Here is a 17563-nt window from a genome sequence, read left to right on the forward strand (position 1 = left end):
ATTCCTTTCATCGCCTTCCTAGCGGTGTCCTTGATCTTATCCTGATCTGCCAACATTCCTCGTTAGCGCGCGTCACTTGTTCCTTGAGCGGTGTCCTTTACATCATCCTGATGTTCAGTCCTTTCCTCGTCCAGAGGTGTCCATTGTCTTCCTTAGTAGCAACCATCCTAGTTACTATTGCGTCCATTCAATGTCCATTTCGCTATCCATGCCGATTATTCATCCTGAGTAATCGAATCTTCGTCCTGAAGATAACCAAGTCCGTGGTATTTCCTGTTCCGTGTCAGCATCCTTCCGACACCTTTAATATTACCCATTCCTTACCTATCGGCAATGGGGCTCCAGCTAATTTCTAGATAATTATTTGAATAATAAATATACATTATGTTTTTTTTCAAATACTTGCGATTAACGTCTACCTATTTTCTCCATTAAATATCGATATATGCTCACTATCTTGTAAGAGATCTCGCACAAGACAGTGAGTAAAAAGGGAGTATTTTCCGTTATTGGCCGATAGCGGCACCTTCACGGCGAGGGTCTGCTGCACCTTCTAGACCATCTTTTGTGATGCGAATGGCGTGTAAACCCGAGTTAAGATCGCGAATATTGACGTCAAATCCCATCTTTTCTAGCTCAGGTTTGAAGTTTTCCGCCGATGTTCCTTTTTCCAAATCTAGGGTGCCGAAACGGTTTAGGAAATGCGGTTGGTTGATCGCTTGCTGTATATCCATGTCCCATTGGGTATGGGCAATGATGGCTTGTGCTACATAACCTATGATACGGCTACCACCCGGAGAACCAATCGCCATGTAAGGCTTATCGTCTTGCATGATGATGGTTGGAGCCATCGAAGAGCGCGGACGCTTACCCGGTTCAAGTCGGTTGGCGATAGGTTTGCCATCGTTATGGGTCTTGAATGAGAAATCCGTTAGTTCGTTGTTCAGCAGGAAGCCTCTCACCATCAAGCGTGAGCCGAATGCATTCTCAATGGTGGTGGTCATCGATACGATATTGCCATCGCTATCGACAATATTGAAGTGGCTAGTGGACGGTAATTCAATAGAAACATCTTGGCTTCTCTGCATTGCGTGATCCCACGGCGGGGTGCCTGATGACGCACTGTCTAATGCTTTACCTGCAGTAATTAACTGGGCTCGTTCCTGTAAATAGTCAGTATTCACTAACCCTTGGGTTGGCATTGGCACGTAATCTTGGTCTGCCATGTACATGCCTCTGTCAGCAAAAGCTAGGCGAGAAGCGTCCGCTAACACTTGCCATGATTTCGCGTCATTTGGTCCCCATGATTTCAGATCAAACTGCTCGGTCATTGCTAAGATCTGCCCAACGGTTAATGCACCAGAGCTTGGTGGCCCCATCCCACATACATCGTAACTCTCATAAGCGGAACAAACGGGTTCACGTGGCTTGATGGAATACGCATCGAAGTCTTTCTGTGCCAATACGCCCGGGTTACCTTTTGCTGTTTGTACTGTGTTGATAATGTCAGCAGAAATCTCACCTTGATAGAAAGCCTTAGCTCCATCCTTTGAGATAGCGTTTAACGTGGCGGCGTATTCTGGGTTCTTAAGTTGAGTACCTGCGGTTTTCGGGCTGCCATCGGCATTAAAGAAGTAGGCTTTGGTAGTGGCAAAGCGGCTTAGTCGCTCTTGGTCATTTTCGATCAAGGTGGCTAAACGTGGGCTGATGGTAAAACCTTTTTCAGCCAGTTGTGCGATAGGTTTGATCAGTGATGCCCACTCTAACTTGCCGTATTTCTGGTGAGTATCCCACAGTAATTGCACCGTGCCTGGCGTCGCAACGGAGCGACCGCCAACCACAGCATCGTAAAATTTAAGCGGTTGGCCGTTTTCGTCTTGGAATAGGCGTGGTGTGGCATCAAGTGGTGCGGTTTCACGACCATCGTAGGTTTTGAGTTGCTTGTCCTTGCCATCAAAATAAACAAGGAACGCGCCACCGCCAATACCTGATGACTGCGGCTCTACTAAGCCAAGCATCAGCTGCACGGCAACCATGGCATCAATGGCATTACCACCACGAGCAAGTACATCAGCACCCGCTTGGGTTGCTAATGGGTTGGCTGCGGTGACCATCCAATCCTTGGCTTTAACGAGCTGTTTGGTTTCTAAACCACTACTTTGTTCGGGTGCGACGGAATCGGCAGCTTGATTTGCCCAACTGACGTGAGAGGCAAAAAGTAGGGTAGAAGTGGCGAGGGTTGTTAGTTTTGTTTTCCACTGCATGATCTTCTCCTTTTCATATGCAGAGCTAGATTGGCAGTGGAAAGATAAGATAGCCAGTGCGTTGTTAACGAATTGTAATATTGATTCGAATTTAAGCGATCAAACCAGACAGCGACTGCCAAAGAATACTCAGGCCAATGATGCTAAATACCACACCACATAACCCGTCGATGTACACAGTTGCTTCGCTGAGCTTCTTTTGCAGCACTTTAGTAGAAAGCATCCACGCCAATAGTGAAAACCAAAATAGCGATAGGCCAAATAGGATCACGAGCGCAATTCCTTTGCCAGACTGCGACATATCCGCAGGGACTAAGCTCGACATCAAGCTGATGAAGAACACTAAGGCCTTTGGGTTAAGGATATTGGTCGCAAAGCCCTTCGAGAAGGCTTCTCTTTTATTTGCGATAACCAGATCTTTGGTTTTTGTCTCGACCGCTTGGTCGTCACTCTGTTGAACGATGTTCCAAGTGGATCTAAGGGCACCAAAACCTAAGTAAAGTAAGTAACTACCACCTGCCAACTGGATCAGGGAAAACAGAGTCGGTTGCTGGTGGACGAGGTAGCTAATTCCCGTCAGGCTAAATAATGAATGCAGTAGGATCCCGCAAGATAGTCCAAGTGCAATGTATAAACCGGTTTGGCGTCCATGACGTGTCGCGTTTTGCACAACTAAAGCCAGATCAGGGCCAGGGCTCATCAAAGCAATAAAGTGGATAGAGGCGAGGGTGACTAAGATGGTGACTTCGTTCATATCGGTTCCAATAACTCGGTTGTTCTGTTGGGTTTTGTTGAGATCAGCTTACCGCGATTTCCAATCACTCAATTGTAAATTATCAACACTTAGTTAATTTTCGAGGGAGAAACGCCGAATGCCGTCTTAAATGCCTTTGAGAAATGGGCTTGATCGTAAAATCCAACTTGATGAGCCACCTCGGTGCCGCTAACACCAGACTTAATCAGTCGCATGCCTTGTTCCATTCGTAAACGACTTAGCCATGCGTAGGGTGTTATGCCCATCTTATTTTTAAAATGACGCTGGAATTGAGTGGTGGTTAAGTCGCACAGATCAGACAGTTGTTCTAAGCGAACGGGCTGGTCAAGATTTGCCATTAAATATTCTTTCAAGGTATGGATAGATTGGATGCCTAATTGAACTGGGCTTTTTGATCCAAATTTCACATAGCGATCGACAATGGTTGAGAAACCTTCATAAGGGAGGCAGTCTTGAGCGAGCTGGCTGATGTTTTGATTGATTAGCAGAGCATGTAAGTTACACAATTGTAAAAAAGTCGCCTGATCGGAGAGGATCAATTCAGAAAAGCTTAAAGTGTGACCATGTTCCCTCTGATCGGCAATATCGCTTAGCCATTGTGGGGAGACAGAAAAAACACTGACTTGATAACCAGATTCTAACTCGGAATGACCGTCATGCAGCTCATCTGGTGGCATCATCACCACTTGCCCAGCGCCTGCGTGGTAGCTGGTGCCCTTGTAGACAAACTTTTGCTGACCCTGAGTGATTAGGCCGATGTGAAAATCCAAATGATAGTGGCGCTGAAAGGCAAACTCTTGGTATTGAGCTTGGATCAGGCTGATATCTTGGCTAGGTGTCGAGTAGTAGTGGACTTTATCCATGGTACAAAAAAGCTTGGTCAAATTATCATCAATTCAACCAAGCTTATCTTTGTAATGAGCCATTGTCTTGTAAAAAACGATCAGTACTACTGTTTCACGAGTTTATTCTGCTTGTTGTTACGCAGTCCATCAAAGCTGAAAATGACGAGAGCTCCCCAAATAAAGGCAAAGGTGATCGCTTTGTCACTAGTAAACGCTTCTCCATAAATCAGTACCGCTAATAAGAACATCAAGCTTGGGCCAATGTATTGGAAGAAGCCGAGTGTCGACAGTTTCAACCGTGTTGCGGCGCCGGTAAAGCACAGTAATGGAATTGTCGTAATCACGCCTGCAGCAACCAGTAACAGGTTGAGCTGTATAGGGTTTGCTGAGAGGTCTGAAGTTGGACTATCGACAATAAACAATAAGTAAGTCGCTGCGAGAGGTAGCATGACCAAGGTTTCGATGAACAAGCCGGTTTGCGCTTCTAAGCTGACTTTTTTACGTAGCAATCCATAAAATCCAAAACTGAATGCCAGCGCTATCGCTACGATTGGTACAGATCCAAACGCAATCAATTGGACTAATACACCTATTGCAGCCAGTACAACCGCAAACCATTGTAGTTTACGTAAGCGTTCGCCAAGGAAGATCATCCCGAGTAACACGTTAATCAGCGGGTTGATGTAATACCCCAAACTGGCATCGAGCATATGATTGGAGTTAATCGCCCAAATAAAGATTAACCAGTTTGCACCCACCAAGGTAGAAGTCACTACCAAATAGAGCATTTTTGGTTTTGAGGTTAAGGTGTCACGCACCTTACGCCAGCTGTGACTAATGTGTAATAGGAAAGCGAGTAGGAAAAAAGACCATACTACACGGTGGCTAAGGATCTCTAGCGGGGATACGTCACTTAAAGATTTGAAATATATAGGGGCGATGCCCCACATCGTGTAAGCGCCAATGGCAAGCAACACTCCTTGACGAGTGCGTTGTTGTTCTTCTGATGTCATACCACTTTCTCTAGCACTGGGTGCTTATTAATAAGATTTATAAGAGAGTTGGCTAGTATAGGAGCGTTAACATTTTTCACCTAGCAATTTGCGGTTTAATTCACCAGCGTTCCCCTCTACAATGTGCGCCTTGCTTGCTAACGATGCTCGCTGATTTCATACCTCGATTAGGAACCATAATGACCGCCACTCTGATTGCTGAGCAAATACCGACTCCCGCGAATGATGCGCAAAACATCTTACAAGATGTGTTTGGCTATCAAAGCTTTCGCGATGGTCAGCAAGAGGTCATCGATCTGGCCGTTGAAGGCCAAGACAGCCTGGTAATTATGCCTACTGGTGGCGGTAAGTCCCTGTGTTATCAGATTCCTGCTTTGGTTCGTGAAGGGCTCACTCTGGTTATCTCACCGCTGATCTCGCTGATGAAAGACCAAGTTGACCAATTGAAGGCCAATGGTGTCGCGGCAGAGTGCATTAACTCTTCAATGCCACGTGACCAGCTATTGAGCGTGTTCAACCGCATGAACTCTGGCCAATTGAAGATGGTTTACGCTTCGCCAGAGCGGGTGTTGATGCGAGACTTCATCGAGCGCCTACAAGGTTTATCACTTTCGATGATTGCGGTGGACGAGGCGCACTGTATCTCTCAATGGGGACATGACTTCCGCCCGGAATACGCATCATTAGGTCAACTTAAACAATATTTCCCGCATGTGCCTTATATGGCGCTGACGGCAACCGCTGATGACGCAACGCGCAAAGACATTATCTCGCGTTTGCAGTTGGTGGAGCCACACACTTATTTAGGCAGCTTCGATCGTCCTAACATCCGTTATAACTTAGTTGAGAAGCATAAACCCGTGTCTCAAGTGGTTCGCTACCTAGAAACACAGAAAGGCAATTGCGGCATCATCTATTGTGGTAGCCGTAAGAAAGTGGAGATGGTGACTGAAAAGCTGTGCAATAACGGCCTTCGTGCTGCGGGTTATCACGCTGGCATGGACACTGATGAGCGTGCTTACGTTCAAGAAGCCTTTCAACGTGATGATGTCCAGATCGTTGTCGCGACTGTAGCCTTCGGTATGGGGATCAACAAACCCAACGTACGTTTTGTGGTCCACTTTGATATTCCTCGCAATATCGAATCTTATTACCAAGAAACTGGCCGTGCTGGTCGTGATGGCTTGCCTGCTGAAGCAATGATGCTGTTTGATCCTGCTGATATGGGTTGGTTACGTCGTATGCTTGATGAAAAAGAAGAAGGCCCGCAAAAACAAGTAGAGATGCACAAACTGAACGCGATGAGTGCCTTTGCCGAAGCGCAAACCTGTCGTCGTCAGGTTTTGTTGAACTACTTTGGCGAATATCGTGAAAAGCAATGCGGTAACTGCGATATCTGCCTCGATCCGCCAAAACACTTTGATGCGACCCAAGAGGCGCAGAAGGCGTTGTCTTGTGTGTACCGTGTGAATCAGTCGTTTGGTATGGGGTACGTGGTGGAAGTGATGCGCGGCATGCAGAACATCCGTGTCCGCGATAATGGTCACGATAAGCTGTCTACTTACGGTATTGGCCGCGATCACAGCCACGACTACTGGATCAGTATCTTCCGTCAGTTAATTCACAAAGGTTTGCTGTTCCAGAACATCACTCGTAACTCGACTTTACAGCTAACGGAAGAGGCGCGTCCGTTACTGCGCGGTGAGATGTCTTTAGAGCTTGCTGTTCCTCGTTTAGATACCGCGGTACGCAGTGCTAAGTCCGATAAGCTAAGTAGCAAGAACTACGATAAGAAGTTGTTTGCCAAACTGCGTAAGCTGCGTAAGTCAATTGCTGATGAAGATGGCTTACCACCTTATGTGGTATTCAGTGATGCGACCCTGATTGATATGGCCGAAGTACTGCCGACCTCATACGGTGAGATGCTGGCAGTAAACGGTGTTGGTCAACGTAAACTCGATAAGTACGCAGACCCATTCTTAGATTTGATTCAAGAACACATCACGACACACGGCTAATTTGTAGAAGCGTTTAACCTATAAAACGATTAGCGCACAGAAAAAGAATAAGGTTGATAGGGACATGACTACACAAACAGAATTTGGCTTAAGAGAGTATTTGGCTGAGGAAGGGCGCTTATTAATTACGTCTCCAAGTTTTGATTTTGATTCTTACGAAGTATTAGGTAAAAGGCTGGTGGCATTGCTGTCAGCGTCTGTTGTTGAAAAACAATGGGACGCCGATATGCACTCTTGGTTGATTGACTTTGAAGATTGTCGAATGTTTTTAAAGTCTGAGCATTACAGCGAATCAATTTGGTTTGAGTCGTTAAACGCGGAAGAAAGCCGAGAAGAGTTTGATTATCTCGCGACGCTTTTTAAGCGCGGCTTTTAACTTTTAGCATCGCTTCTCAAACGTAGCTTTTAAACCTGGATTTTAAAACTTGGTTTCTAACGCTACTCAACAATAAAAGTGAGGATAAACGTTTGCGTCTGTTCTCACCGTTGCAGCCAATATTGATTAATGTATAATCGCCCGCCGCTCAATAGAGCAAATTATAGAAACATTTTTAATTCACATTATTGGTAAGAGCTTTCTTAGTTTATCCGAAGAAATGACTCGATTTGGGTTCCCTCACCCCCAAACCAAACTAAAAAGGTACAGCATGAGTAACTTTACCCCTGCGCAACAGCGCAAAGCCCTAGCACTATTAGTTTTGTTCCATTTGGTCATTATTGCATCAAGCAACTATCTGGTTCAGCTCCCTTTTACCGTCTTCGGTATGCACACCACTTGGGGCGCTTTCACTTTCCCGTTTATCTTCTTAGCGACCGATCTGACCGTACGCATTTTTGGCGCGCAGCTTGCGCGTAAAATCATTTTCTTAGTGATGCTACCTGCACTGGCCGTTTCTTATTTCTTGTCTGTGGTGTTCTTTGAAGGTTCATTCCAAGGCTTTAGCCAACTCGGTGAGTTCAACTTGTTTGTTGCACGTATCGCTGTAGCGAGCTTTATGGCTTATCTGCTTGGCCAGATCTTAGATGTGCATGTTTTCAACCGCTTACGCCAAATGAAGCAATGGTGGGTTGCGCCAACGTGTTCAACGCTATTCGGCAATGCCATTGATACCATCGCGTTCTTTGCGATTGCTTTCTACCAAAGCCCTGACCCATTTATGGCAGAGCACTGGACTGAAATTGCGTTGGTCGACTACGGATTCAAACTTATCATCAGCCTAGGCCTGTTTGTTCCAATGTACGGTGTGCTTCTAAACTACATTGTTAGGAAGTTAACCGCCGTAAATCCTGATTTTAAAGCGACGGGTATTCGTGCATAAGCTTTCGGCTGGTGATGCATTGCGTTGTTAATACATTGCGTTGTTAATACAGTGATAAGAAAAAGCCCAAGTTAGTCGACTCACTTGGGCTTTTTTAATTTTTGGCATCAGATAAGAATATCAGGTGCTCTCAATCGTCAGTGGCCAGCCAATGTCTGTTTGCCTATTAGACTCGCTCTCTAGCTCTGCCGCAGTCAATGGGTTGTCTACTAGCCATTGCTTGGAAAGATTAAGCGTTAGCTTGTCATCTTCTGCCGTTAATTTTACTTGAGCCACAAGGTCAGGATTACGGCGATGGGTTAGTAAAATGGCTAAACGTAGGATGCGTAAAATACGTTTGCTGCTAGTGCCTGATACTGCATGTTGCTCTGGTAACGAAGTCAACTGTTCACGATAGCGGCGTGTTAGCTCACCGAGGTAGTGTTTTTGCGCTCGTGTAAAACCCGGTAAATCCAAGTTTTGCAGTAAGTATGCACTGTGCTCGCCGCCCTTTTTGAAATCGATGGTTAAACCAATTTCATGCAGTTTGGCCGCGGTTTGTAGTAGGACGCTTGCTTGAGGTTCTGGAACCCATGTTTCAGCACCTGCTTGTTCAAACAAAGATTGTGCTAGTGAGGCGACTTGCTCACCGTAGGTCACATCCATTTGGTAGCGAGACTGAATACTCGTAACTGTGCGAGCTCGAATGTCTTCTTGGCGTAATTCATCAACCATCTCGTAGGCTAAGCCTTCACGGAGCGCACCGCCTGCGAGAGTCATTGATTCAATCTCAAGCAACTCAAAGATAGCAATTAGAATAGATAGGCCGCTTGGAAACACTAAAGCGCGCTCAAGAGTTAACCCTTCGATTTCTAGCTCTTCTAAACGCTCAGTAATCATGGCTTGTTTCTGTAGGCGCTTAAGTTTGGCATGAGTAATCACTTCATCCATGCCTTGCGCTAACATGATTTCTTGTAGTGCCTGAACGGTACCACTGGCGCCCACGCACACATCCCATCCGATATCCGTATAGCTATCTAGGATAGGCCTCAACGTAGACTTAGCGGCTTCAATAGCATTATTGAAGTTAGTTGCAGTGAGTTGACGATCTTTAAAGTGTCGCTCAAGCCAGGTAACACAACCCATTTTGAGGCTCGTTAAGGCTTTAGATGAGAAACCTTCACCGATGATCATCTCGGTACTTGCACCGCCAATATCAACCACCAAGCGGCGGCCGCTGCCTCCAGAAGTATGTGCGACGCCCTTATAGATGGTCGCAGCTTCTTCTTCACCGGAGATAACATTGATGTCGTAGCCAAGTATCTGGTTGGCTTTTTCTAGAAAGGTATCCACATTGGTTGCAGTACGTAAGGTCGCGGTACCGACAATGCGGATATTTTCTTGAGGAATGTCTTGCAGTCGCTCTGCAAAGAGACTCAAACAGCCCCAGCCTCGCTGCATCGCTTCTAAACTAAGCGCATTATTTTCATCTAAGCCTGCAGCTAAGCGAACTTTACGCTTAATCTTAGCCATGGTTTGAACGCTGCCATCGATATGACGTACAACGAGCATATGAAAACTGTTCGACCCGAGGTCGATTGCAGCGTAAAGCGGGGGTGACACTGTTTGACTCATAAGCGACTAAGCTTCCTTGTTATTACGCGGTTGGCGTGGGCGACGGTTCTGGTTTGGTTTACGGTTACCGTTGCGTGGGCCATTATTGTTTGAGCGGCGTTGTTGCGGGTTACGTGTACGTAAACGCAATGGTGCTGGTAGATCTTCAAGTAGTGCAGAAGCATCGTAGTCAGACATTGGGATAGCGTGTTCAATGTATTCTTCGATTGGCGGCAAGTTGATTGCGTAATCTTCACAAGCAAAGCTGATAGAGTGACCGCTTTCACCAGCACGACCTGTACGGCCAATACGGTGAACGTAATCTTCACAATCGTCAGGTAGATCGAAGTTGAATACGTGAGTCACTTGAGGAATGTGTAGGCCACGTGCTGCAACATCCGTTGCTACAAGCAGGTCAACATCGCCTTTAGTAAATTGCTCAAGAATTTTTTCGCGTTTCTTCTGAGGAACATCACCCGTTAGCAAACCAACACGGTGACCATCGGCAGCCAAGTGGCCCCAAACTGATTCACATTTGTGTTTAGTGTTAGCGAAGATGATTGCGCGATCTGGCCACTCTTCTTCGATTAACGTTTGTAGAAGCGCCATTTTGTGTTCGTTAGAAGGGTAGAAAAGCTCTTCTTGAATACGGTGACCAGTCTTACGTTCAGGCTCAACAACGACGTGCTCTGGGTTGTGCATGTGTTCGAAGGCAAGTTCCTGTACGCGGTAAGACAGCGTCGCAGAGAACAACATGTTCAGGCGATCTTTTGGCTCAGGCATACGGCGAAACAAGAAGCGAATGTCTTTAATAAAGCCCAAATCGAACATGCGATCCGCTTCGTCAAGAACAACGGCTTGAATGTGGTTAAGGTTAAATACCTTTTGCTTGTAGAAGTCGATGATACGGCCTGTAGTACCAATTAAGATATCTGCGCCTTCTTCGATTTTACCTAGCTGTTTGTCGTAGCTTTCGCCACCGTAAGCCAGTGCAGCCTTGATACCCGTGCTTGCCACTAGAGAGTCAGCATCATTGTAGATCTGAATCGCGAGTTCACGCGTAGGAGCCATAATAATCGCACGTGGCTGGTTAGGCTTACGCCCTTCATGCTCAGGTGTTTTTAGTAGGTGGTTAAAAGTAGCAGTAAGAAACGCAAGCGTTTTACCAGTGCCCGTTTGGGCCTGGCCTGCAATGTCTTGGCCGGTGAGCAGTACCGGGAGCGCCAAGGCTTGGATAGGAGTACAGTAATCGAACCCTTTTTTTTCCAATCCTTCAATGACTTGCGGAAGTAAATCCAAGTCGGCGAACTTTTGCTCTGTGATATGCGTCTTTTTCATTGCTATAGAATATCAGCTTAAGCTTGCAATACGAAAGTAAATACATTCCAATAGGGCATCTATTTACTGGTTATCATCCAACCAGTTCTAAAAAATACATTGGAGTGGAAGATGAGTGATAAGATTTTGCAGCTAACTGATGACGGTTTTGATAACGATGTGATCAACGCTGCAGGCCCGGTTCTTGTTGATTTTTGGGCTGAATGGTGTGGTCCTTGTAAGATGATTGCGCCGATTCTTGATGAAATCGCAGACGAGTACGAAGGCAAGCTCACTATCGGTAAATTAAATATCGACCAAAACGCAGGTACTCCACCAAAATTTGGTATTCGCGGTATTCCAACGTTACTTCTTTTCAAAGATGGTGGCGTAGCAGCAACTAAAGTTGGTGCACTGTCTAAAACTCAACTTAAAGAGTTCCTAGACGCTAACCTATAATTAGGTGAGCATTTGAAAAGAAACCGCGCAGTTAACAAATGCGCGGTTTTGTTTTTTCTAAGCTATGGACTAGTCTTAGTTTTAGTGCTAATTTATCGCACGTTAATTGAACGAATTTCTCTTCTTGGTCGATCCTGCGTGACCAAATCCTTCTTAACTTAAGAAAACAGATCCTATTTTGACTAAACAAACTTCCACCACTATGAATCTTACTGAACTGAAGAACAGACCTGTGTCTGAACTTGTTAAACTTAGCGAAAGCCTAGGTCTTGAAAATCAAGCTCGCTTAAGAAAACAAGACATTATCTTCTCCATCCTTAAAGCGCACGCAAAAAGTGGTGAAGACATCTTTGGTGATGGTGTTCTAGAAATTCTTCAAGACGGCTTTGGTTTCCTGCGTAGCGGCGACAGCTCATACCTTGCTGGGCCAGATGATATTTATGTATCACCAAGCCAGATTCGTCGTTTTAACCTTCGCACTGGTGACTCGATTGGCGGAAAAATCCGTCCACCTAAAGATGGCGAGCGTTACTTTGCACTACTTAAAGTAAACACGGTTAACTACGACAAGCCAGACAACGCACGTAACAAAATCCTTTTTGAAAACCTTACTCCTCTTCATGCCAACGAACGTATGGTGATGGAAGCGGGTAATGGCGCGACTGAAGATATCACAGCCCGAATCCTTGACCTTGCTTCGCCAATTGGTAAAGGCCAGCGTGGTTTGATTGTTGCTCCGCCTAAAGCGGGTAAAACAATGCTTCTGCAAAACATTGCTCAAAGCATTGCTCGCAACCACCCTGAGTGTGAACTCATGGTTCTACTTATCGATGAGCGCCCAGAAGAAGTAACAGAAATGCAGCGCCTAGTTAAAGGCGAAGTCATCGCATCGACGTTTGATGAACCAGCATCTCGCCACGTGCAAGTTGCAGAAATGGTAATCGAGAAGGCGAAGCGTCTTGTTGAACACAAAAAAGACGTGGTTATCCTACTGGACTCAATCACTCGTCTAGCTCGTGCTTACAACACCGTAATTCCTTCATCAGGTAAAGTTCTTACTGGTGGTGTTGATGCGAATGCTCTACATCGTCCAAAGCGTTTCTTCGGTGCGGCACGTAACGTAGAAGAAGGCGGTAGCTTAACTATCATCGCAACTGCACTGGTTGACACTGGTTCTAAGATGGATGAAGTTATCTACGAAGAATTCAAAGGTACAGGTAACATGGAACTGCACCTTAACCGTAAGATTGCTGAAAAACGCGTATTCCCTGCGATTGATTTCAACCGCTCTGGTACTCGTCGTGAAGAGCTTCTTACGAAGAACGATGAACTACAGAAGATGTGGATCCTGCGTAAAATTGTTCACCCAATGGGCGAAATCGACGCAATGGAATTCCTTATCGACAAGCTAGCAATGACCAAAACGAACGATGAGTTCTTTGACGCAATGCGTCGTCAGTAATATTGATTAGCTGATAGTTATTAAAAAGCGCTGCCTTCGGGTGGCGCTTTTTATTTGCATTTTGTAGCGACAGCTTGCAGAATGACCAAAAGTGTTACAAGGAAGTTAAAATGCAACATGGACTGTTGTCATCATTACTCCTGTCTACTTCACTGTTATTTTCACCGGTCGGTATTAGCTATGCCACCGAGATGTCTCCAACTACAGTAGAGTCTTGGCTTGAGAATGATCAAGTAAAACTGAAAACTGCTGAATTGCTCGAGCTTGTCGTACGTGACGAAGTGAATTCGTTACGCTTTGCACTTGAGCGTCTGACATTTCCCCAACAAGAGGTGGCTCGTTACCAACTCTTGAAGAAGCTCGAACAGCAAAAAATCGTACTCACGCCCAAGATGTCTATCTTCATTGAGCAGCAACTTGCTATCACGCCAACTTATCAAGTATTAGAGCGTGGCGATGGTTATGAGTTTACGGTACCTGCTTTTAATTACCCTTCGATTGCTAACCGACTCATTAAGCAGTGGCGTCAAGACCAAAAGACATTGGTGTTTGTTCTCGATGCGGAGAAACAAGAGCTCAACCTGAAAGAGTGGTTGTCTGGCCCTGAACATCAAGTCCAAACTCGAGAAGCGCTGTTAATCCGAGAGCTAGACAGTTTGTCGCCTGAAGCGGTTGATTACCTAACCAAACAACTGACCACGTCGTCGATTGTGAGTTGGCTACCGTCTTCCGAGGTGGTGGTTCGATTAGCACAGGTGAGTGAAGACCCTGAGGTCTACAAGATCCTATGGCGTATGAAGGCGGATTATCACAGCCAAGCTGAATTGGTTCGCCTTGCTGAAACCAAGCAAGCATTCGCACTTGAGCAGGTTATGGCTGCAACTAAAAATCCACGCTTGAAAGATGAAGCGATTACCTTGCTCACCAAAGTGAATCCATTATCGGATGAGGTGAAGCAGTTCTTGGTCTCTAGAATGGCGATTGCCGATGAAGCCTCTTTGGTTGCCCGTGAATTAGCAAAACAAGGTCATACTGGATGGTTACAAGATCTCGTGAATGATAACCCTCAGGTGAAGAGTTCTTTGATCGAGCAAGCATTACCGTAAAGTGGATTTTGGCTCTCAATAACCACATTAAAAAGGGGGATCTCAGTGTCACCCTTTTTGATATACTGAGCGCAGAATAATCAGCATGTAGAAGTCCTATGAGTTTTAAAGATTTACGTGATTTTATCGACCATCTTGAAAGTATTGGTCAGTTGAAACGCATCTCTCACCCAGTCGACCCAGACTATGAAATGACCGAGATTAGCGACCGTACTCTACGTGCTGGTGGCCCGGCTCTATTGTTTGAAAACCCAGTAGGCTATGACATGCCCGTTTTGACCAACCTATTTGGTACACCTAATCGTGTTGCTATTGGTATGGGGCGTCAGGATGTAAAAGAGCTACGTGAAGTGGGCAAGCTACTTGCTTACCTAAAAGAGCCTGAGCCACCAAAAGGTTTTAAAGACGCGCTTGATAAACTGCCTGTGTTTAAGCAAGTCTTAAACATGCCAGCTAAACGCCTTCGTAAAGCGGCTTGCCAACAAGTGGTGTGGCAAGGTGATGATGTCGACCTAGATAAAATCCCGGTGATGAGCTGTTGGGCAGATGATGTCGCACCACTGCTAACGTGGGGCTTAACGGTTACTCGTGGCCCAAACAAGAAACGCCAAAACTTAGGCATCTATCGCCAGCAAAAGATCGGTAAGAACAAAATCATCATGCGTTGGTTAGCCCATCGCGGTGGAGCGCTTGATCTGCGTGACTGGATGGAAACCAACCCTGGCAAACCATTCCCAGTATCTGTTGCGTTTGGCGCAGACCCTGCCACCATTCTTGGTGCGGTGACACCTGTACCAGATACCTTATCGGAATACGCGTTTGCAGGCTTACTACGTGGTAGTAAAACTGAGGTCGTTAAATCAATCAGCAACGATTTAGAAGTTCCTGCAAGTGCTGAAATCGTGATGGAAGGTTACATCGACCCGAATGAGTTCGCGGATGAAGGGCCTTACGGAGATCATACTGGTTACTACAACGAGAAAGAAAAGCACCATGTGTTTACTATTACTCATGTAACCATGTGCGAGAACCCTATCTATCACAGCACCTATACTGGCCGTCCACCTGATGAGCCTGCGGTATTGGGTGTTGCGCTAAATGAAGTGTTTGTGCCTATTCTTCAAAAGCAGTTCCCAGAGATTGAAGATTTCTATCTACCGCCTGAAGGTTGTTCGTACCGAATGGCAGTAGTGACCATGAAGAAGCAATACCCAGGTCACGCTAAGCGAGTAATGATGGGTGTATGGTCTTTCTTACGCCAATTCATGTACACCAAATTTGTATTGGTGTGCGATGCAGATGTGAATGTACGTGATTGGTCTCAAGTAACCGCTGCGATGTGTGAACACATGGATCCGTCTCGTGATAGCTTGATGATAGAGAATACACCTATCGACTCGTTAGATTTTGCATCACCAGTGGTTGGGCTGGGCTCCAAGATGGGGCTAGACATCACCAAGAAGTGGGATGCGGAGTTAGCACTATCGCCAGACGTTGAATCTGCGCCTGTAAGTAGTGAACATATCGAAGGTAGCCTGGCTGAGTTAACTAAGGCTCACCCTGAAATTATTGATATTCATCTACAGAACGACAACGCCAGCATGGTTGTCGTGTCTATTGATAAGCAAGCTTCAGGTAATGGTAAGAAAATCATGGAAGCGGTTTGGTCTCAATTTGATGAGAACAAGTTTGTTATCGTGTGTGATGGTGATGTCAACGTGAGTGACTGGAATGACATCATTTGGGCGGTAACCACCAGAATGGATCCGGCCAGAGATACATTGTTCCTACAGAACGAAACTGGATACTCCAAAATGGGACTAGATGCGACCAATAAATGGGAAGGCGAATGTCTTCGCGAGTGGGGCGTTCCTATCACAAAAGATCCTGATGTCGTTAAAAAGATTGATAGCATCTGGGAACAACTAGGAATTTCATGAGCTACCAAGTAGTCTTATATCCAGAAAACATCAGTTTCACAATAGAAAAAGGGCAAACGGTCTTGGATGCTGCGCTCAACAGCGATATCTATTTCCCAAACCGTTGCCAAGTTGGTGCATGCGCGATGTGTATGTGCAAAAAGTTAGAAGGACAAGTGAGTTACCACCTTGAACCCATGCTCACAGAGAAAGAGCAGGAACAGGGCTGGATTTTCGCTTGCCAAGCATTTGCAGAAAGTAATTTAGTTCTAACCTTTGCCGATTAAGGGTTAGTAAGAGGAAGAACATGACTATTAAATGTAAAGTGAAGTCTATCGAGCCTTTGGCTTGTAACACTTACCAAATCCTACTTCACCCAGAAACACCTGTTGCTTTTAAAGCGGGTCAGTACCTGATGGTTGAAATGGGCGAGAAAGATAAACGTCCATTCTCTATTGCAAGCAGCCCATGTCGCCATGAAGGTGAGCTTGAGTTACACATTGGTGCCGCTGAGCACAATGCTTACGCATTAGAAGTAGTTGAGGCGATGAAAAAAGCGCAAGCTGAAGATGGCGATATCGCTATTGATGCACCACACGGTGATGCGTGGGTTAAAGAAGAAAGCGAACGCCCTCTATTATTGATTGCTGGTGGTACTGGTTTTAGCTATGTGCGTTCAATCCTAGATCACTGTATCGCGCAAAACAGCAAAAAAGAGATTCACTTATACTGGGGTGCAAAAGACGAGTGCCAGCTATATGCAAAAGAAGAGCTAGTAGGTATCGCAGAAAAACACAGCAATGTGCACTTTGTACCAGTAGTAGAAGAAGCGCCTGAAGTATGGCACGGCCAAACTGGTAATGTACTCGAAGCAATTACGCAAAGTTTCGAATCACTGGCGGATTTCGATATCTATATTGCAGGTCGTTTTGAAATGGCAGGAGCTGCAAGAGACTTATTTACTCAGAATAAAGAAGCAAAACGTGACCATATGTACGCGGATGCTTACGCCTTTATCTAATAATACTCTTAGATTTTGAGCAAAAAGAGAGCAGAAATGCTCTCTTTTTTACGTTTAGGTGAACTATTAGGCAGTTAACCTCTATTTATTCATTTTTTATGAAAAAGTAGTTGCTAAGCTGAGAGGGTTCCCTATAATGCGACCCCACTGAGACGGCAGACGCCATAAGGCTTCAGCAAGAATTAGTAAGACGGAAAGCGACAAAAAATTAATTTTCAAAAAGTGTTTGACACTGAATGTTAATTCGCTAGAATGGCCGTCCACTTCGAGAGGCTCCTTAGTTAAAAGGAACGTTCAACAAGTGAAGCTCTTTAACAATTTAAACCTATCAATCTGTGTGGGCACTCGTTGATGAATATCAAAACGTTTTATCTTCCCTTTTTATTAAGAGAAGTAAAATAGATTCTTCGGAATCAAAATTGATTTCAATGAACTGAGTGACCAATACAAAA

General features: G+C 45.4%; 15 protein-coding genes. 9 read left to right on the forward strand and 6 right to left on the reverse strand.

All coding sequences use genetic code 11. The annotated features are described in order from the left end of the window. Positions 1-506 precede the first annotated feature (506 nt). The 4 genes from ggt to rarD form a co-directional block, all read right to left on the reverse strand. Entirely contained in the window at positions 507-2264 is a 1758-nt protein-coding gene (ggt, locus tag OCT63_RS19020) for a gamma-glutamyltransferase (RefSeq protein ID WP_269984340.1), read from the reverse strand. Positions 2265-2355: 91 nt separating this feature from the next. After that, positions 2356-3018, reverse strand: coding sequence for a LysE family translocator (locus tag OCT63_RS19025; RefSeq protein WP_060468868.1), 663 nt, complete (start codon positions 3016-3018; stop codon positions 2356-2358). Between the two features lie 89 nt (positions 3019-3107). Continuing rightward, a complete protein-coding gene (locus OCT63_RS19030; RefSeq protein WP_269984341.1) occupies positions 3108-3902 on the reverse strand; it encodes a helix-turn-helix transcriptional regulator in 795 nt (264 codons plus the stop codon). Between the two features lie 86 nt (positions 3903-3988). Continuing rightward, positions 3989-4897, reverse strand: a complete 909-nt coding sequence (gene rarD, locus OCT63_RS19035) for an EamA family transporter RarD (RefSeq protein WP_269984342.1) — start codon at positions 4895-4897, stop codon at positions 3989-3991. 179 nt (positions 4898-5076) lie between these two features. Here rarD and recQ point away from each other — a divergent pair, with 179 nt between their 5' ends. The 3 genes from recQ (at position 5077) to OCT63_RS19050 (ending at position 8234) form a co-directional block, all read left to right on the forward strand. Then, complete coding sequence (recQ, locus tag OCT63_RS19040) at positions 5077-6915, forward strand: ATP-dependent DNA helicase RecQ (protein WP_060468865.1); 1839 nt, start codon at positions 5077-5079, stop codon at positions 6913-6915. A 64-nt stretch (positions 6916-6979) separates the two neighbouring features. Beyond that, the gene (locus OCT63_RS19045; protein ID WP_060468864.1) at positions 6980-7291 is read left to right on the forward strand and encodes a DUF3630 family protein; all 312 of its coding nucleotides are present in this window, start codon (positions 6980-6982) and stop codon (positions 7289-7291) included. 271 nt (positions 7292-7562) lie between these two features. Next, the gene (locus tag OCT63_RS19050) at positions 7563-8234 is read left to right on the forward strand and encodes a 7-cyano-7-deazaguanine/7-aminomethyl-7-deazaguanine transporter (RefSeq protein WP_161688502.1); all 672 of its coding nucleotides are present in this window, start codon (positions 7563-7565) and stop codon (positions 8232-8234) included. Between the two features lie 120 nt (positions 8235-8354). Here OCT63_RS19050 and gppA read toward each other — a convergent pair whose 3' ends face one another. Both gppA and rhlB read right to left on the reverse strand, forming a co-directional pair. Next, positions 8355-9848: a guanosine-5'-triphosphate,3'-diphosphate diphosphatase gene (gene gppA, locus OCT63_RS19055; RefSeq protein ID WP_060468863.1), complete on the reverse strand. Its 1494-nt coding sequence runs from the start codon at positions 9846-9848 to the stop codon at positions 8355-8357. 6 nt (positions 9849-9854) lie between these two features. Beyond that, complete coding sequence (rhlB, locus tag OCT63_RS19060; RefSeq protein WP_017055268.1) at positions 9855-11165, reverse strand: ATP-dependent RNA helicase RhlB; 1311 nt, start codon at positions 11163-11165, stop codon at positions 9855-9857. Positions 11166-11276: 111 nt separating this feature from the next. Here rhlB and trxA point away from each other — a divergent pair, with 111 nt between their 5' ends. The 6 genes from trxA to fre all read left to right on the forward strand — a co-directional run bounded on the left by trxA (position 11277) and on the right by fre (position 17111). After that, the gene (gene trxA / locus OCT63_RS19065) at positions 11277-11603 is read left to right on the forward strand and encodes a thioredoxin TrxA (RefSeq protein WP_010440700.1); all 327 of its coding nucleotides are present in this window, start codon (positions 11277-11279) and stop codon (positions 11601-11603) included. A gap of 202 nt (positions 11604-11805) precedes the next feature. Next, the gene (rho, locus tag OCT63_RS19070) at positions 11806-13065 is read left to right on the forward strand and encodes a transcription termination factor Rho (protein WP_010440702.1); all 1260 of its coding nucleotides are present in this window, start codon (positions 11806-11808) and stop codon (positions 13063-13065) included. A 110-nt stretch (positions 13066-13175) separates the two neighbouring features. Further along, on the forward strand, positions 13176-14171 hold the full coding sequence (locus OCT63_RS19075; RefSeq protein ID WP_161688505.1) for a hypothetical protein: 996 nt from the start codon (positions 13176-13178) through the stop codon (positions 14169-14171). A 98-nt stretch (positions 14172-14269) separates the two neighbouring features. Then, positions 14270-16111, forward strand: coding sequence for a 4-hydroxy-3-polyprenylbenzoate decarboxylase (ubiD, locus tag OCT63_RS19080; RefSeq protein WP_161688507.1), 1842 nt, complete (start codon positions 14270-14272; stop codon positions 16109-16111). Next, a complete protein-coding gene (locus OCT63_RS19085) occupies positions 16108-16377 on the forward strand; it encodes a 2Fe-2S iron-sulfur cluster-binding protein (RefSeq protein WP_161688509.1) in 270 nt (89 codons plus the stop codon). The genes ubiD and OCT63_RS19085 overlap by 4 nt, the downstream gene beginning before the upstream one ends. Before the next feature lie 20 nt (positions 16378-16397). After that, entirely contained in the window at positions 16398-17111 is a 714-nt protein-coding gene (gene fre, locus OCT63_RS19090; RefSeq protein WP_017631301.1) for an NAD(P)H-flavin reductase, read from the forward strand. Positions 17112-17563 lie beyond the last annotated feature (452 nt).

This window comes from Vibrio sp. RW (assembly GCF_027587105.1).
GTDB classification, from domain to species: domain Bacteria; phylum Pseudomonadota; class Gammaproteobacteria; order Enterobacterales; family Vibrionaceae; genus Vibrio; species Vibrio toranzoniae.

Coding starts and splice junctions, on each gene's coding strand:
- ggt (WP_269984340.1), bottom strand. CDS start 2,264: ATGCAGTGGAAAACAAAACTAACAACCCTCGCCACTTCTACCCTACTT.
- OCT63_RS19025 (WP_060468868.1), bottom strand. CDS start 3,018: ATGAACGAAGTCACCATCTTAGTCACCCTCGCCTCTATCCACTTTATT.
- OCT63_RS19030 (WP_269984341.1), bottom strand. CDS start 3,902: ATGGATAAAGTCCACTACTACTCGACACCTAGCCAAGATATCAGCCTG.
- rarD (WP_269984342.1), bottom strand. CDS start 4,897: ATGACATCAGAAGAACAACAACGCACTCGTCAAGGAGTGTTGCTTGCC.
- recQ (WP_060468865.1), top strand. CDS start 5,077: ATGACCGCCACTCTGATTGCTGAGCAAATACCGACTCCCGCGAATGAT.
- OCT63_RS19045 (WP_060468864.1), top strand. CDS start 6,980: ATGACTACACAAACAGAATTTGGCTTAAGAGAGTATTTGGCTGAGGAA.
- OCT63_RS19050 (WP_161688502.1), top strand. CDS start 7,563: ATGAGTAACTTTACCCCTGCGCAACAGCGCAAAGCCCTAGCACTATTA.
- gppA (WP_060468863.1), bottom strand. CDS start 9,848: ATGAGTCAAACAGTGTCACCCCCGCTTTACGCTGCAATCGACCTCGGG.
- rhlB (WP_017055268.1), bottom strand. CDS start 11,165: ATGAAAAAGACGCATATCACAGAGCAAAAGTTCGCCGACTTGGATTTA.
- trxA (WP_010440700.1), top strand. CDS start 11,277: ATGAGTGATAAGATTTTGCAGCTAACTGATGACGGTTTTGATAACGAT.
- rho (WP_010440702.1), top strand. CDS start 11,806: ATGAATCTTACTGAACTGAAGAACAGACCTGTGTCTGAACTTGTTAAA.
- OCT63_RS19075 (WP_161688505.1), top strand. CDS start 13,176: ATGCAACATGGACTGTTGTCATCATTACTCCTGTCTACTTCACTGTTA.
- ubiD (WP_161688507.1), top strand. CDS start 14,270: ATGAGTTTTAAAGATTTACGTGATTTTATCGACCATCTTGAAAGTATT.
- OCT63_RS19085 (WP_161688509.1), top strand. CDS start 16,108: ATGAGCTACCAAGTAGTCTTATATCCAGAAAACATCAGTTTCACAATA.
- fre (WP_017631301.1), top strand. CDS start 16,398: ATGACTATTAAATGTAAAGTGAAGTCTATCGAGCCTTTGGCTTGTAAC.